The organism is Arthrobacter sp. P1_D12 (assembly GCF_056406175.1).
This window is the reverse complement of sequence record NZ_JBFUAR010000025.1, coordinates 39,916-54,599: the sequence shown is the minus strand read 5'-3', so window position 1 is coordinate 54,599 and position 14,684 is coordinate 39,916. Positions and strand designations below refer to the sequence as shown.

Annotated in this window: 14 protein-coding genes; 1 reads left to right on the top strand and 13 read right to left on the bottom strand. The window is 64.3% G+C overall.

Going from position 1 to position 14,684, the window contains the following annotated elements:
- Positions 1–15: 15 nt before the first annotated feature.
- The 7 genes from AC1DZV_RS17570 to AC1DZV_RS17540 form a co-directional block, all read right to left on the bottom strand.
- On the bottom strand, positions 16–1,485 hold the full coding sequence (locus AC1DZV_RS17570; RefSeq protein ID WP_476954242.1) for a GMC oxidoreductase: 1,470 nt from the start codon (positions 1,483–1,485) through the stop codon (positions 16–18).
- Positions 1,479–2,255 (bottom strand): TIM barrel protein, encoded by a 777-nt coding sequence (locus AC1DZV_RS17565; RefSeq protein ID WP_028275819.1) that lies wholly within the window; start codon positions 2,253–2,255, stop codon positions 1,479–1,481. Before AC1DZV_RS17565 ends, AC1DZV_RS17570 begins: the two co-directional genes overlap by 7 nt.
- Positions 2,256–2,285: 30 nt before the next feature.
- Positions 2,286–2,510, bottom strand: coding sequence for a nuclear transport factor 2 family protein (locus AC1DZV_RS17560; RefSeq protein WP_476954241.1), 225 nt, complete (start codon positions 2,508–2,510; stop codon positions 2,286–2,288).
- 2 nt (positions 2,511–2,512) lie between these two features.
- Positions 2,513–2,656: a hypothetical protein gene (locus tag AC1DZV_RS17555; protein WP_476954240.1), complete on the bottom strand. Its 144-nt coding sequence runs from the start codon at positions 2,654–2,656 to the stop codon at positions 2,513–2,515.
- 6 nt (positions 2,657–2,662) lie between these two features.
- The gene (locus AC1DZV_RS17550; RefSeq protein ID WP_476954239.1) at positions 2,663–3,499 is read right to left on the bottom strand and encodes a carbohydrate ABC transporter permease; all 837 of its coding nucleotides are present in this window, start codon (positions 3,497–3,499) and stop codon (positions 2,663–2,665) included.
- A 3-nt stretch (positions 3,500–3,502) separates the two neighbouring features.
- Positions 3,503–4,273: a carbohydrate ABC transporter permease gene (locus tag AC1DZV_RS17545; protein WP_476954238.1), complete on the bottom strand. Its 771-nt coding sequence runs from the start codon at positions 4,271–4,273 to the stop codon at positions 3,503–3,505.
- Positions 4,274–4,400: 127 nt separating this feature from the next.
- On the bottom strand, positions 4,401–5,690 hold the full coding sequence (locus AC1DZV_RS17540) for an ABC transporter substrate-binding protein (RefSeq protein ID WP_476954237.1): 1,290 nt from the start codon (positions 5,688–5,690) through the stop codon (positions 4,401–4,403).
- Between the two features lie 228 nt (positions 5,691–5,918).
- Here AC1DZV_RS17540 and AC1DZV_RS17535 point away from each other — a divergent pair, with 228 nt between their 5' ends.
- Positions 5,919–6,863, top strand: a complete 945-nt coding sequence (locus AC1DZV_RS17535) for a LysR family transcriptional regulator (protein WP_223913469.1) — start codon at positions 5,919–5,921, stop codon at positions 6,861–6,863.
- Between the two features lie 63 nt (positions 6,864–6,926).
- On the opposite strand, the gene AC1DZV_RS17530 is transcribed toward AC1DZV_RS17535, so the two are convergent.
- The 6 genes from AC1DZV_RS17530 to AC1DZV_RS17505 all read right to left on the bottom strand — a co-directional run bounded on the left by AC1DZV_RS17530 (position 6,927) and on the right by AC1DZV_RS17505 (position 14,230).
- Positions 6,927–8,405 (bottom strand): sugar phosphate isomerase/epimerase family protein, encoded by a 1,479-nt coding sequence (locus AC1DZV_RS17530; RefSeq protein ID WP_476951407.1) that lies wholly within the window; start codon positions 8,403–8,405, stop codon positions 6,927–6,929.
- A gap of 32 nt (positions 8,406–8,437) precedes the next feature.
- Positions 8,438–9,730, bottom strand: coding sequence for a C-glycoside deglycosidase beta subunit domain-containing protein (locus AC1DZV_RS17525; RefSeq protein WP_476954284.1), 1,293 nt, complete (start codon positions 9,728–9,730; stop codon positions 8,438–8,440).
- 123 nt (positions 9,731–9,853) lie between these two features.
- Positions 9,854–10,762, bottom strand: coding sequence for a phosphotransferase (locus AC1DZV_RS17520; protein WP_476954236.1), 909 nt, complete (start codon positions 10,760–10,762; stop codon positions 9,854–9,856).
- 670 nt (positions 10,763–11,432) lie between these two features.
- Complete coding sequence (locus AC1DZV_RS17515; protein ID WP_476951409.1) at positions 11,433–12,929, bottom strand: HNH endonuclease signature motif containing protein; 1,497 nt, start codon at positions 12,927–12,929, stop codon at positions 11,433–11,435.
- Positions 12,930–12,970: 41 nt separating this feature from the next.
- Positions 12,971–13,843, bottom strand: coding sequence for an aminoglycoside phosphotransferase family protein (locus tag AC1DZV_RS17510; protein ID WP_476951410.1), 873 nt, complete (start codon positions 13,841–13,843; stop codon positions 12,971–12,973).
- Between the two features lie 225 nt (positions 13,844–14,068).
- Positions 14,069–14,230 carry a hypothetical protein gene (locus AC1DZV_RS17505; protein WP_476951411.1) on the bottom strand — a complete coding sequence of 54 codons (162 nt, stop codon included), beginning with the start codon at positions 14,228–14,230 and terminating at the stop codon, positions 14,069–14,071.
- Between the last annotated feature and the right edge of the window lie 454 nt (positions 14,231–14,684).

The following is a 14,684-nucleotide window of genomic DNA, read 5'->3' as shown; positions in this document are numbered from 1 at the left end:
CGCACCACTTATTCATTATTTAGTCAGTCTATTGTCTGATTCAGACATAAGTAAAGAGCTGTTGAGTTCTTCTTTGAGTTTCCGGGCCCCGCGCACTGCGAGCGCCACAGCGGTCAGCGTGGGATTGCATGCCGTGGCAGTGGGAATGACGCCGTTGCCAGCCACGAAGAGGCCGGGGACCTGCCACACCTGGCTGTCGGGCGAACACACGCTCTGGCCGTCGTCCCTTGCACCCATCCTGGTTGTGCCCTGGTAGTGAAGCGATGCGCCGGGCGGCATGACGAACGGACGCTCGTCGAGCGGCTCACCCACCGCCTTGCCCAGGCGGACAATTTCCTGCTTGGCGCGGTCCAGCACCTCGTGATCCCGCCGCGTGAGGCGGTAGTGGATGCGCATGGCGGGCATCCCGTACGAGTCGCGGACACCGTCGTCGAACGCCACCCGGTCCTCGCGCTGCAGATCCTTGGCGCAGAACAGGCCAAGCCCCACGATAGAGCCCGGGACAACGGGGTCATCGTCGGCCAAGGGAACCGGTGACGCATCCAGTTGCATGATCTGGCCGTGGAAGGGCGCCCCGTCCGTGTAGGGAACCCAGGCAACTCCGCTCTGCTCACTGAGCGCGCCGTTGGCGGTTGCCCGGCCCTGCGGAGCGGTGACATCGCGCAGCCGGCTCGCGAACACTACCTGCGCCTGGTCGTTGAGGTAGCGGCCCAGGGCGTCGGGCCGGATCCCGGAAGCCCACAGCAGCTGCGGCGTGCGCAGGGCATCCGCACCCACCACAACGTAGCGGGCCGCCACCTGATGGGTTTCGCCGCTGCGGCGGTCCTGGACTTCGATGCCGGCAGCAGCGCCATCCTCCAGGAGCACACGCGTTACCAGCGACTCATCATAGAGTTCAAACTGCGGATTTTCCCGGGTCACATCCCCCATCACGACGTCGGAACCTGACCAGACCAGGCCGCCGTTCTCCCGCCGGTGCACAGCAAGAGGCATGGGCTGGACGCGGTAGGCGGTGTCACGGCCCGCGTCCACGGCGGCGGCGAGTCGTTCCCGGACGAGGTCAGAGAACGGAGCCCCGTCGAAGGCGCGGGTGGTCACCGCGGGGGCGGCCAGGCCGCCCACGTTGCTGGACATGGCGGCGACGGGCATCCCGTCCTCGCCGGGGAAGGCGTAGCCGTCCTGCAGCAGGTAGGTTCCGGGCCTGGCCCGTCGCTCCCCGCTTTTGACCGCGCCGGGTGAGTTCACCGTTTCGGCACCTGCGCCGGGGCCTTCCGATGCCCGCTGCGCGAGGCTGCGGCGTTCAGGATCCTCAATGTTCTTGACGTGCGCCCCGGGTGGATTGCTGACCGTGGGGCCCACCTCGAACATGGCGATGGTGGCACCAGGGGCTTCCTCGCTGAGGATCCGTGCGTATGCCGCTGCCGTGGGGCCGCTGCCGACGATGGCGACGTCGACCGCAACGGGATACCGGTTACCGCTCACCATCCCGCCACCAGTTCCTGGATGCGCCGGACGGACTTCGCCGAGTCGATCGTGGGGTAGTACTCAAGCCCGATGGGGCCGGCGTAACCGCTGTTCCCCAGGTCCGTGAGCCGGGCGTGCCAGTCGATGGATCCCGAGCCGGGTTCGCCGCGCCCCGGCGCATCGGCGATCTGAACATACTTGATGAGGTCGCCGGCGTTGGCGAGCTCGGCGGCCACGTCCTCGCCCTCGACCGTGGAGTGGTAGAGGTCGTAGAGAACGCCGAAGTTGGGCGAGTTGACGCCCTTGGCGACATAGACGGCTTCCGAGGTCCGGTCCAGCAGGGCTCCCGGGTGGTCAACCCTGACGTTGACCGGTTCGAGGACCAAGGTGATGCCGGAACCCTCGATGTGCGCGACGCCTCGGGTGAAGATCTCGATCAGTTCGTCCAGCTGGTCCTGCCGCTTGCGCCCGCCGAATCCGGTACCGCTGCCCACTACCATCCGGGGGCAGCCGAGCTGCTGTGCCACTTCGACGCCGGCGTCCAGCCCGGTGTAGAAAGCATCGTGGTTGCGGGGCGGGATCATGAACTGCATACGCGGTTCCGCCAGTTGGGAGGTGAGCTGGACTCCGGTTTCCTCGAGTGCGTGCTTTAGGGCCGGAATGTCTTTGCCCGTCGGGCCCCACATTTCGACGGCGTCGAAGCCGGCTGCTGCCGCCGCGCGAACCCGGTCAGCAGCACTTTCGCCTGCTTCGGCGAACAAAAGGTCGATATTGGGCGAAAGTTGGAACATGGATGTCTCCTAGAGAATTGAGATGGTGGTCTAAAACATGGGGTGGTCGTGGACCGGGTGCTCGGGAACCGGCTGAAGCACGTCCCAGTGCTCCACACTCCGCCCGTTTTCGAAGCGGTAAATGTCTGCGACGGCGGCGTCGGCACGCCCGGGACCTGAAGCGCGTACATGCACCAACGCCAGGTCACCGTCCACCAGGATGCGCTGAACCTCGAACCGGGAGTCCGGCGATCCGTCGAACTTCGGCGTCAGCATTCTTACTGCCGCCTCAGGCCCTCAGGAATGGTCGGGTTGTGCTGTCGGTAGTCGTCGGCCACAAGGAAGTCGTAGGCTTCACGTACCCGTTTTTGGGTGTAGAAGATCTCCACGAAGCGCTCGAACGCTGCGCGGTTGTCAACCATCGCCGGTCAGCCCTTCAGGCCGCCGGAGAAGCCCTGGATGAACCGTTTCTGCGCGAACAGGAACAGCGCCAGGATGGGAATCATGGAGACGATCACTATCGCGAAGATCGAGTTCCACTGGGAGACCAGGGAGCCGATGTAGTAGTACATGGCCACCGGCAGCGTCTGGTTGGCGGAGCCGCCCAGGAAGATCAGCGACGTGAAGAAGTCGTTCCACACGATGAGCCCGGCGAAGATGGTGACCGTTCCCGTGGCCGGGGCCATCATGGGGAACACCACCTTGGAGAAAATCTGGGATTTGCTCGCGCCGTCGATGGTGGCCGCTTCTTCGTAGTCCGTGCCGAGGCCGCGGAAGAAGTTTGCGTAGAGGAAGATCGACAACGGCAGGAGCATGCCCGTGTAGAGGACGATCAGGCCCCAAGCGGATCCGGTGAGCCCAAGGGCCCGTGCCCCCATGTAGAGCGGGACGGCGCCGAGCTGGCCGGGGAGGATGATGGCGATCAGGAAGAGGTAATACGCGCCCTTGCTCCAGCGTCGGGTGCTTCGGGAGATGACATATCCGGTGATGGAACCGAGTGCGATCAGCCCCACGATGCTGCCTGCGGTGATGATGGCGCTGTTGACCAGGCCCATCACCACGTTGGAGTTGCCGGTGGCGGTGAGGACGTCGATAAAGTTGCTGAAGTCGGGGTTTGTTGGCGGAGCCAGGGCCGAGGTGGTGAACAACTCGCTGTCCGGCTTCAGAGCAGTTGTCACCAGGAAGTAGAACGGCGCGAGGAACACCAGTGCGAGAGCCCATAGGCCGACTTCGCGGAGCAGGGTGAGTTTTGTGTAGCGGAACATGGCTTAGTCCTCAGGGTTCGAACGCGTCAGCCGCTGCTGGAGAACGGCGAAGATCAGGATGATGGCGGCGAGCACCAGGGCCAGGGCGGCACCGCCCCCGAAGTTCCCGAGCGCAAAGGCCTGCTTGTAAACCAGCGTGGCCAGCGTTTCCGTCGCTCCGGCCGGTCCGCCGCCGGTGAGCGCCATGATGGGATCGAAGACGCGCAGCCCCTGGACGATTCCCAGCGTGGTGGCGATGGCGACGGCGGGGCGGATGGCGGGCAGCGTAACGTTGCGGAACCGCTGCCACAGATTGGCACCGTCAATGGCCGCCGCCTCCTCCACTTCCACGGGGACACCGGCCAGGCCGGCCATAAAAATCACCATGGCAAAGCCGGTGGAAGACCAGACCAGCACCACCAGCACGGTCCAGATGGCCCACTGCGGGTCGGCCAGCCACGGCTTGGCCTGGTCGCCGGCGCCTATTGCCGTAAGGAAGGCATTGAGCGGACCGTCGAAGTCGAAGATGTATTTCCAGATGTAGGCCGTGGCTAGCGGGCTGAGCACCACCGGCATGAAGAAGAGGGTCCGGAGGATGTAGCGCGTCTTGACGACGCGGTTCAGGCCCAGCGCAATAACCAACCCGGCGATGTTGCCCAGGAGAACCGAGCCAAAGGCCAGAAAGAGGGTATTGGAGAGGGCTCCGAGTTTCGTGGGGTCCTTGAAGATGGCCTCAAAGTTTGTCCAGCCCGTGATTTTGAACGAGCCGATGCCGCCGGGGACGGGTGTTCTCACCCGTCCCCGGCGTCCGCTTGCCTCGCCGGGGTGCTTCAGCTGCTTCGCTTTTCGGTTGCATCGTCGCAGTCATTGGTATTCCTTGCTTGTCCCTTTGAGTCGTCGGAACGTTGATGGTCAAGAACTGTTACTGATCCCAGGCCGCGTCCATGGCCTGCAGGACCTGGTCAGGGCTCTTCTGGCCGGTGATGATGCCCTGGACCCCCGTGGCCAGTGCGTCGTAGACGGCGGAATTCGGCCACTGGATGTTGGGTAGGGGGCCGTATTTGCCGTCCTTCATCAGGCCGCCGACGTTCTTATAGGCGCCGCCGTCGAAATCGTACTTGTCGAGTCCGCTGACCGGCAGGGCACCGTCGATTTCTGCGAATGCCTTGGTCTGCTCAGGCTGGGCGGCCCAGTCGAGGAAGGCCTTGGCAGCGTCCTTGTTCTTGGAGGCCGCGTTGATGGAGAAGGCGTAGTTTGCGCTGGCAAATACGTAGCTATTACCTGAGCCCTGTTCCGCCGGGAACGGCCGAACGGCGAATTGGGAGCCCCCAGCGGCGGACTGCAGCTGCTTCCAGCTTGGCGCCGGGATGAAGCCGCTCACGGACGTTCCGCTGGCAAGCCCCTTGGTGATGGCATCGAAGCCGCCGCCGGCAGCACCCTTCTGGAAGCAGCCCGCGTCCTTCAAGGTATTAACTGCTTCGAGGGCTGACTTCCAACCGTCCGAGCCGGCGAAGGTGGCTTCCTTGGCAGCGCGCTTATCGTTCCATTTCGGGTCTTCCGCGTAGACGCGCGAGGCTGCCAGGGACATCGCCATCAGCCCTGTGTTGGGAGGGGCTGATCCGGCAAGGGCAAAGAGGGATTTACCGGAGGACTCCAGAGCCTTGCACTGCTGCTGGAGGGAGGAAAAGTCGGCAGGGAAGCCACCGGCTGCAGCTGCAGCCGTCTCATTACTCACCAAGGCAGAGATCGTAATTTCCGTGGCCTGGCCGTACACCTTGCCGTCGGTTCCAAAGGTGCTGGCGCTTCCCTCGGGGAGCAGTTGCTTCGCGGCATCGTCAAGCGGTTCAAGGAAACCTGCCTGGACGAGCGGCAGGATGCTGCGGCCGGTGCCGGAGCCGGGTGAGGTCACTACGACGTCTGAGGCGTTTCCGGCCTGGAGCTGTGTGCGCAGGGTCTGGTCGTAGGAGTCGTTCGGCTGAGGATTGAAGGTGATTTTCACGTTCGGGTGTGACTTCATGTAATTTTCTGCCAACACCTGGAAGGGGCTCTCGATGGTGTTGGATGTCGCGAAGGACAGTGAAAATTCCTGGGAACCACCCGAAGAGGAGCTGCTGCCGGTGGAGGCCGAGCAACCGGTAAGAATGAGTGCTGCGACGGTGGGGACGGCGAGGGCGCCGACCTTCAGGCCTGAATAGCGACGGTGCTGTGTCATGTCCAGCCTTTCTGACTTCATTGTCCAAAATCCGGGTGTCGTGACCCCGGTCACTCACAAGTATGCAGGAGATGTGCCTAAAAGACACATAAGTCTTTGCTATGACGGACATAAGTTTAACGGGGGTCCGCGGAAGGTCCATCCGGATCCCTGATGGCTTCGCCTACGTTATTGATCCCGCTGATAAACTCCCTTGAAACGGTTCCACTTCCAAAGGATCGCTGCGCCGTGACGAAACATGTCCTGCTTTCCCGTCTCGACCTCAACCTGCTGATCTCGCTGGATGCGCTCATTACCGAGCGAAGCGTTACCAGGGCGGCCGAGCGGCTCCACCTCAGCCAGCCGGCGCTCAGCGCCTCGCTCGCCCGGCTCCGATCCCACTTCGGGGACCCGATCCTGGCCCGCCGCGGCAATGCTTACGAGCTCACCCCCTTCGCCCTCCGGCTCGCGGAGCACACCACCACCGCACTGGAGGCCGCACGCCGCGTCTTCGAAAGCCAGGCCACCTGGGAGCCCACAGAATCCGAGCGCGAGTTCTCCATCTACGGCTCGGACTACGGCTTCACCACCATTGGCCGGGTTGTTTCCGAGCTTGCAGCCGAGCGCGCCCCGGGTGTCCGGTTCCGGTTCATGCTCCACAATCCGATGGTGGTGGAGGATGCAGCCAACCGCCTTCGATCGGTGGACGGCATGGTGATTCCCCACGGATTTCTCACCGGGCTGCCCTACCTGGACCTGTGGAGGGACGGCTGGGTGGCCGTGGTCTCCACGTCCAATGAAGCCGTCGGCGAGCAAATCACCATGGAAAACATCGCTGAACTTCCCTGGGTGATGACCTATCAGACGCGCTCAGCCTCAACCTCGGCGGAACGGCAGATCCAGCAATTGGGCGTTGAGCCCCGGGTGGACGTGGTTGTTGAAAGTTTCCAGTCCTTGCCGCACTTTGTGGTTGGGACCAACCGGATCGCGCTCATCCAGGCGGCCCTGGTGCCGTTCGCTCTGCGCGTGGGCGGGATCCGGATCCTGCCACTGCCCTTCGATGCCACGCCGCTGGTTAATGCCTTGTGGTGGCACCCCGTGCACAACCGCGACTCCGAGCATGAGTGGATGCGGGGCCTCTTCAAGGAGGCTGCCGACATCGTGGCAGCCGCCGCTACCAAGGAAGCCCCTTAAATACCTCGATGCCCGGCCGGTAAACGGACGGGCATCGAGACTATGGGACGTCGGTCTTTCAGGTCAGGCTGATGCCAGCGCCGTCCGCATGCTCTTGCGGATAAGGTCATGCTGCTTCCGCACCAGCAGCAGCGGATCCACCTCACCGAGCTCGGCGAAGGCATGGCCTTCCCATTCGCTGGACCAGTAACCGCGGTAGCCGCCTTCGACGAATACGCGGACCAGTTCCGGATAGTCGATGGCCGGCTCGTTGCCCTGCTCATCAATGTCGTAGAACTTCGCGTGGACGTGCATGATTTGCGGCATGATGTCAGCCCACTCCTTCGGGCTGACGTGGCCGTGCATGTTGAACGCCAGGTGGGCGAAGGATCCAAGCCGGGCAGGATCGAAGTCACGTCCCCGCAGGTACGCAATGAACTCCTCCTGCCGCACCCGCATCGGTGCCTCAGTGCCCCAGATAGCCTGCAGCCTTTCCACAGCTTCATCGTCCAGCCCGGCACGGCGAACCGCGCGCAGGAGCGTGGGAGACATGCTGTGCATGGTGGAGGAGAAGTCAGCCACGAAGCCCAGCAGCGGTGAATCAAGCTCGGCGTAGACGTCGCGGACCTTCATGATCTCGGGCGAGTTGGGTCCCAGCGGTGCATGGATCTCGTAGGCAAGTTTGAGTTCGAGGTCCTCGGCGAGCGGCAGCAGCCGGCGAAGCAGCTCCGGCTTAGCGCTCTGGATGCGGACGAGCGGGAAACCGAGCTTCTTGGCGCCGTGGAAGAGTGTCTGCGTGAACTCGTACTCCTCGTCCGGGGTCATGTCGCGGTCACGGCGGCGTCCCATGTCCAGATTGGCGCCGAAGGAGCTGGCGGTGAAGCCGTGCTTGTCGAAGGCGCGCTGCCACGAGCGCACGAAGTCGTCAGTCACGTTGGGATAGGTAGGCAGGACCTGCGACGCCACAATCTCGATCCCGGGGCCGATGCCGAGCTCGGCCACGCGGTTCAGCAGACCGTCGAAGTCGTACCAGCCGGCCCGGAATTCGGCGCTTGCCGAGTACAGGGTGAGCCCCAGCGAGAACGGATCTTCCTCCGCTTTCGGTGGAGGCGGCGTGACCGCCGTCGTCAGTTCCGGTGCCGCCGCAGCCCTGTCCGTGACGGTCAGCTCCAACGTCTGGTTCACGAAGTTGGGAACGTACATGCCGGGACCGCCGTCCTGGCCGGGAGCAATCTGCATGTACGGCAGGCGCAGCTCACCGATGAGCCGGACGGTGTGCTGCTCGCCCAGGGCAACAGGGCTCTCCGTTGTGGCGATGAGCAAGGGATGTTCCTGGAGGTACCAGAGAGTTTCGCTTTGGGCGGGCAGGTCCGGGAGCGCATAGCGGACACCGCCCAGTTCCAGGGACAAGTTCCCGGCGGGGATATCCTGGCCGTCGACGGTGAGCCGCAGGCTGGAGACCGAGGAGAGCCACAGACTCCGGTACCACGGCAGGGTCAGGGCAAGCGCGAGACCGTCGGGATGGGTGCGGAGGCTTGCATCGTCAAGAAGTCCGTTTGGCATTGTTGCTCTCTTTACTGGGAAAAGGGGATGGGTCAGGTAAGTTCGCCGGTGATGCGGCGGATCAGGGCGTGTTGGCGCCGCACTTGCTCAATGGCGCGCCATGGCGCGCGTTCGCCTTCATATTCACTGGAGAGATAACCGGTGTAGCCGGAGTCCTTGAGGGCCTTGAGCACGGGCAGCCAGGGAATCTGCTGGTCTTCCAGCTGCTCATTGATGTCGTGGAACTTCGCCTGGACGAACACCACATACTGGGCGATATCGGCGAAGTCGGCGGGGTCGACGCCGATGCCGTCGAGGAAGGCTGGCCGGGTCTCGCGGGTCTCACCTGCGCGCAGCGGAATGGGCCGGTCCTGGAATATTCCGGTGTCGATGAGCAGGCCGAAGTTCTTGGTTCCAGTCCGTTCGATGAGGCCGATGTAGTCCTCGACGACGGGGTGCCTGATGGGCGTCGGAGAATGAATCTCCGGGCAGATGATGATCCCCAGCTCGTGGGCCAGATCAAGGGAGCGTTCCACGGACTCGGTCCAGATGGGGTCTGGGACCAGATCGCTGGACACCACGCCGATCTTGGGGCGCACGAAGCCGAAACCCAATTGGCTGGCAAGCCGCAGGTCCCGCTGCAGGGCCTCCGCACCCTCGGGGACCGTCATGGTGCGGCCCGGGTGAAGACGGGTGTCAATCCAGGAACCGTAGTTCGTCGGCTCCAGCGAATACTTCTCCAGCAGGCCGAACCAGTTATCGATCCAGGCCGGGGACGGTTCCGGATAGTTGGGAACGTGGCCCTCGCCGAGGATCTCGACGCCGGTGGCGCCCACGTCAGCGACGGCGGCCAGCGCCGCCTCAAGGTCCATCACCGTGCCGTAATCGCCCATAAAGCTGTAGAGGGAAACGCCGTAGCGGAAGGTACCTTCGCCGCCTTCCGGTGCGAGCGTCACCTTGCGGCTGGTCCGGTGAGTGGTGGGCTGGTGCTCGACTGGTATGTAGGACATCCGCAGCCGCAGCTCGATGGAGAGCTCGTGGACGCCCTGCGGCAGGCCGCCATCGTGGGGAACGGTGACCACTGCCGCTTCCTCAAGGGGCCAGCGAACGCCATCACCTTCCCAGAGCTGCTGCAGGGTGTAGGTCCGCCCGCCGAAGGTCCACAGCGGAACGTCAGGTCCGACGTCGACGATGCCGCCAACTCGAACGGCGATGCCATCGATGAGGGACGCGGCCATGCCCCGGTAGGAAGGCATCCGGACCCGGAACTGAAAGCCGGTTACACGTCCGCCGTCCGTTACGTTGCGGAAGCCAACGGACTGGATGAGGTCTCTTTCGAGAAGCATCATTGCTCACTCTCTCTAGGTGCAGAGTCCAGAGTAGCAATCATTCTGTCGCTTTTACACCTAAGTGAGCGCCTAACCGGCAAAACATGCCAGGGGCTCGCCGGGCTGGCCGCTTCGAGGGCCTCAGTTCCTTTCGGCCCGTTCCGCGAGGACGCCGATGGCCAGAGAGAAGCGGCCAGGTAACGGAGAAAGTGCCAGACGGAGCCAGATGGCGTCCGAGTACGCATCGAACCGGGCTGGACTGACGCGCAGTTCCTCGGCCACGGCCAGCACCTGCGTGTGAGCCGTCAGATAGCGTGCCGGCGTCATGCGGTTATTTCGTAGATGAAGCTCCAGATGGACGTCCAGGCCGGCCAGATCCCGGGCGGCCTCGTGTCGGGCCGTACTGTCGAAGTCCAGCAGTCCGGGCGGGATGTCGCCGTCAGGAACGATGATTTGCTTGTCGTACAGGTCTCCGTGTGCCCATACCACCGGATCCGGTACCGTCCGTATCAGGTTCATGGCCACGTGCTCTACAGCGGCGCGCAGGACAGCGCGCTGAGACGACAACTCGGGGACGTTTTCATTGTGCCGCAACCAGTCGTCCACCCGTCGGCACACCTTCGTGGCTTCCCACTCTGCTGAACGGAGCGGAAGGCTGTCGAGGACGCCTCGTGCTGCTGGACCATGGGAGCCGTTCAGTTCTGCGACCCAGGCGCGCGACCATTTTTCCCATGCCCTGGCGAACGCTTCATCGCAGACGGCCGCTTCCACCCGGCCCAGCTCATTCAGAGTCGGTCCCGGCATGGCGCTGAAAACGATGACGTCCGCTTGGGAACTCTGACGAAGGATTCTGGGCGTTGTGAAGTTGCCGGTGTCCAGTAGGACGTCCATTTGTGCGCAGCGCTCGGCCGGTACGACGGCGCCCCCGGGCCCGAAGATCTTTATATAGCGGCCCTCCGCCCGGACGACAGCCTGGTGGTACGGCCAATACGAAATCAATTCCCCCTGCTGCGCTTCCCCCCGCAAGGCGGGAAGTCCCGGATCGTCCAACGGGATAAGTTCGAACTGCCCGTGACGCAAATAAGCTCCCCGGMCGCCGGGCACTTCCGGCGTCCGGACCTCTAGTACAAATTCTCCTGGTGTCTTCTCTGGCCAAGCCCGCTGAACCAGCCAGGAAGTGCCGGTATCGTCGTCGGCAGACGCCGGAACGGCAGAGGGCCAATCCATGGAATCAATACCATGGACCGGCGGAGACACCAGCGAGTGGTTCGACGCAGCAGATTGACGCGTTCCAGGCGTGCCGTGCCCCCGAACAGTAGCCAGCCATGCTCCGTCCATCCATGTCCCTTCCCCATACTCAGGCTCTTCCGGTGCAAGCCGTTCGTGTCTCCAGCGTGAACTTCAACAATGAGGGAGGGATGAAACGGTCATGAAGAAACTTTCATCAAGGCCTTCTTCCCCGTCCATTCGGCGTCATGCGTCGCATGATCGCCAGAGCAAGCAGACCCGACGAATCCGTCCGGTGAGGCGTGATTGACCCGGGCTGAGATGGGCGTGGGGACAGTGGGCCGAATCGCGCTGGTCCTGGCCGATCCGGCCTTTCAGGGTCACGGCTTAGGGTCACGGCTCAGGGTCGCGTCGGAGGCAGGGGTGCAGGCCAATGGCCGGCACATCCTTCGAACCTTTCATTGGACGGGGAGGGGAACATGGAGCGCCGATCCTACGCCGCGATGAACAGTGCCCAGTCAGGAAGGGGATCCACGGGTAATGGCTGCCCGGCCTCTCCGGGTCCGACCGTCTCCCCTGGTCCGACGTCACCGGCAACTACGTCCGGCTCGTCGGGCGGTTCCAACTCCCGGCCTTCACCCGCGTGGCCGGGGTGCTGCGGCCAGCGTGGTGGTTCCCAGTCTTGTTGTTCGCTTGGATAGGAGCGTCCCGCAGGTGAGATCCAGCTGGGTGGCTGGTCCCGGGTCGCGTCAACCGGCCTCCATGCTGTGGTGTGTCTGAGCCGGTGGTGCCGCCGGCATGGCTGGCCCAGGTTAGTGACGCCGGTGCCGCCTCCCTCGGACCAAGCCAACAGATGATCCGCTTCGTTATCCAGGGAATGGTTATTACAGCCCGGAAAAGGGCACCGGCCGTCCCGAAGCCGCAACCATTGGCGCATCGCCTTCGGAACCCGGTAGCTGGTCCGTCCGATTTCCAGCGGCGCTCCGCTGCGCGGATCGGTCAGCACACGCAGGAACGATCCGGCACCGTCCCCCACAAGCCGGCGCGCGATGCTCGGCGGAACGGGACCATACCCGTCCAGCGTGGCCGGTTCATTCACGGCGCCCAAAAGAGACAGCACCGGCACGGTCACCAGGACCTGCGCCTTGGGTGACGGAGTTCCTTCCGCCACCCCCGCCAGCAGCCAGTCAGCGGCGACGTCCGCACGGAGCTGGGTCAGGGTCCGGGATTCATCCGGCTCCTGCAGGGCACGCGCCGCTTCCGTGGCACGGGACCATGCAGCCACCGCCACATCCGCAGTCAGATAGGCCGAGAGCCAGGCCATGCCGTCCCGGTCCGGCACATATTCCAGCCGACGGTCCTCCACACCCTTGCTGTGGCGCGCTTCAATGCTTACGGGATGGTGCAGCTCACGCCATCTGCGCGCTTTGGCCCGGAACCTGCCCGGGACCAGCTCCCCCGCGGGGCAGCCATGCGCGGCAAAGGGAGCTTCGGGGTCCAGGAAATGAGCCTCCAAAGCAGCCGTCGCGGCGGGGTCCAGGCCGGACGTTTCATCACACATCACCCGCGCGTGTTGCCATGAAATGCTCCCTGCCTGCAGCGCAGACAGCGTCAGGGGCAGCCCGGTGGTCAGGGTGGCTGACTCCGCCAGGAGCGCCGCCGCCGATCTTTCACTCACGGTCAGGACACAGGCCACCTCTGCTGTGACCGCCATTTCCTGGGCGGTGCGCTCCTGCGGGGAAACGGCTGGGCCCGCCATGGCGACGGCAGCGCGGGCATATCCGGCGGCGAAGTGCGCTTTCAGCGCGGCCAGCCTGGCTTCCATGCTGGCCACCTCAGCCATACCGTCCAGGCATGCGTCCGCTTCGTCCCGAAGAGGGTCGGCGCCAGTCGAGTCCGCGTTCCCGGCTCCGCGACCGGCAAATGCAGCCAACCTGGCAAGGGAAGCCTCCATGGCCTCCAACGTCTCCGCAGCTGCTCTGCCTTCCATACCCACAGCATGGCAGGAGCCACTGACATTTAACGCCGGCGTCAGAGTTGCAGACGACGTCCGTCATCCAGGATCTGCCCGATCCCGAACTTTCCTACGCTGGACATCCGCGGATTATCGTCGGAGTTGCTCAGCATGGCGGTGGACAGGATAAGGGCCCAACCGCGGGCCCGCACCCAGGTGTCTTCATCCACTGCGGAGCCAAAGGCGCCCATGAAGCGGTGGCGAGTGCCGGCGTCGAACATCAGCCACCCCACCGCAAGATCGACAGCCGGGTCCCCTGCCCCGACGTCGCCGAAATCGATGACGCCGGCCAGGGAGCCGTCGTCCGCCACCAGGATGTTGCCAGGGTGGAGGTCCCCGTGGAGCATCATCGCCGGACCATCCAAGGCTTTGGCGGCACAGGCCTGCACCCACACTGCTCTCAGCGCTGCCGCCTGGGGGTAGCGTTCGTGGTCCCCGAGCCGTTCCACCAGCACAGCGTCACGGTCCGTCAGCGGCACGCCCCGGAAAGGGTTGACCGGGACGCCGGTTTCGGCGGGTACGTGAAGGGACAGCAGGAAATCGGCCAGGCCTTTAGCCGCCGGCCCGCGGCCTGCCGGGCCGACGTCGACCGCAGCGGCTCCGGGGACCCACCGCACAATGCTCCACGGCCATGGAAAGTCCGACGTCGGCCTGCCGGCATGGACGGGGACAGGAACCGCAACCGGGGAGCGGCGAGCTATGTCGGGAAGGTAGCGCTGCTCATGCAGTATCAGCGGAACGGCCTCCGCCCTGCGCGGCAGCCGGACGGCCAGGCCGTCACCGAGCCGGAAGGTCGCGTTGTCCCAGCCGTTCGCAATCCGCGCTAGGGGGCGATCGCCAAAGTCGGGCCGCTGATCCCGGACGAGGCGCTGGACCACTGCGTCACTCACGTCCACCGTAGCTGGCGGCATTCGAGCCATTCAGAGACCCGCCTTCCTTCCGTCTGCGATGCAGTCCGGTCCTTTCCCTTGTCCGAATATAGTTCAGATCCCAAGAGCGGGCGGGGTACAAAACGAGGAGATGGAATCGGTCGACGGCGGGACTCCCTGCCGTCGACCTGGGGCAGCATGAAGTTGCGGCTCACTCTCCGGCGGGGACCCCCGGATTCTCAGCGGTCAGCCCGCGCCCTGGCCCTCGCGGGCCACCTCCTCCATAATCCTGGCTGTCGGCGCTGCCGTCATCAGCTGCCCGATCACCTCGGGCTTGTCCCATACCTGGCTGCGCAACTTGTCCAGAAAGCCGGTCGCGGCGTCCTTGGCGTCGAATTCAAGGAGCACGCCAACGCTGTTCTGGTCCTCGGTACCCCGAACAAGCGAACAGACCGGGGGCCCGAGGCTGCGCGGGCTGCGGGTTCGGTGCCGAAGACTCTCCTAAAAGCCTCGTAGCCCCGGACCGGGTAGCTAATCTGCAGCGTGATCATCGTCGTTCCTTTCCCTCGGGCGGCGCCAAGCTAAACGTCGGACCGCTGAAACGGCGGCATTCGCACATACGATCAGAATGAGCGGACTGCTTGGGGCGATGACTGAGTCCCGCCAACCGAGGCGCTGGCTGCTTCGCCGTTCCTGCGCACGACGCCGCACGCCCGGCCAAATTCCCTTGCCAATCGTTCCGATAATCGACGTTACGTCAAGCTGGCGCGTGGGATGAGCCCTAGAGACCTCCCTCCAGCCCCTTTCCAAAGCCAGGCGGCCGGATCGCCCCGCCGGCTCGCGGGCGCGATCACGGTGCGGT

What these genes read in the sequence shown, in the direction of transcription:
- AC1DZV_RS17540 (WP_476954237.1), bottom strand. Translation starts at nt 5,690, where the DNA reads ATGACACAGCACCGTCGCTATTCAGGCCTGAAGGTCGGCGCCCTCGCC.
- AC1DZV_RS17525 (WP_476954284.1), bottom strand. Translation starts at nt 9,730, where the DNA reads ATGCTTCTCGAAAGAGACCTCATCCAGTCCGTTGGCTTCCGCAACGTA.
- AC1DZV_RS17515 (WP_476951409.1), bottom strand. Translation starts at nt 12,929, where the DNA reads ATGGAAGGCAGAGCAGCTGCGGAGACGTTGGAGGCCATGGAGGCTTCC.
- AC1DZV_RS17555 (WP_476954240.1), bottom strand. Translation starts at nt 2,656, where the DNA reads ATGGTTGACAACCGCGCAGCGTTCGAGCGCTTCGTGGAGATCTTCTAC.
- AC1DZV_RS17550 (WP_476954239.1), bottom strand. Translation starts at nt 3,499, where the DNA reads ATGTTCCGCTACACAAAACTCACCCTGCTCCGCGAAGTCGGCCTATGG.
- AC1DZV_RS17560 (WP_476954241.1), bottom strand. Translation starts at nt 2,510, where the DNA reads ATGCTGACGCCGAAGTTCGACGGATCGCCGGACTCCCGGTTCGAGGTT.
- AC1DZV_RS17530 (WP_476951407.1), bottom strand. Translation starts at nt 8,405, where the DNA reads ATGCCAAACGGACTTCTTGACGATGCAAGCCTCCGCACCCATCCCGAC.
- AC1DZV_RS17570 (WP_476954242.1), bottom strand. Translation starts at nt 1,485, where the DNA reads ATGGTGAGCGGTAACCGGTATCCCGTTGCGGTCGACGTCGCCATCGTC.
- AC1DZV_RS17565 (WP_028275819.1), bottom strand. Translation starts at nt 2,255, where the DNA reads ATGTTCCAACTTTCGCCCAATATCGACCTTTTGTTCGCCGAAGCAGGC.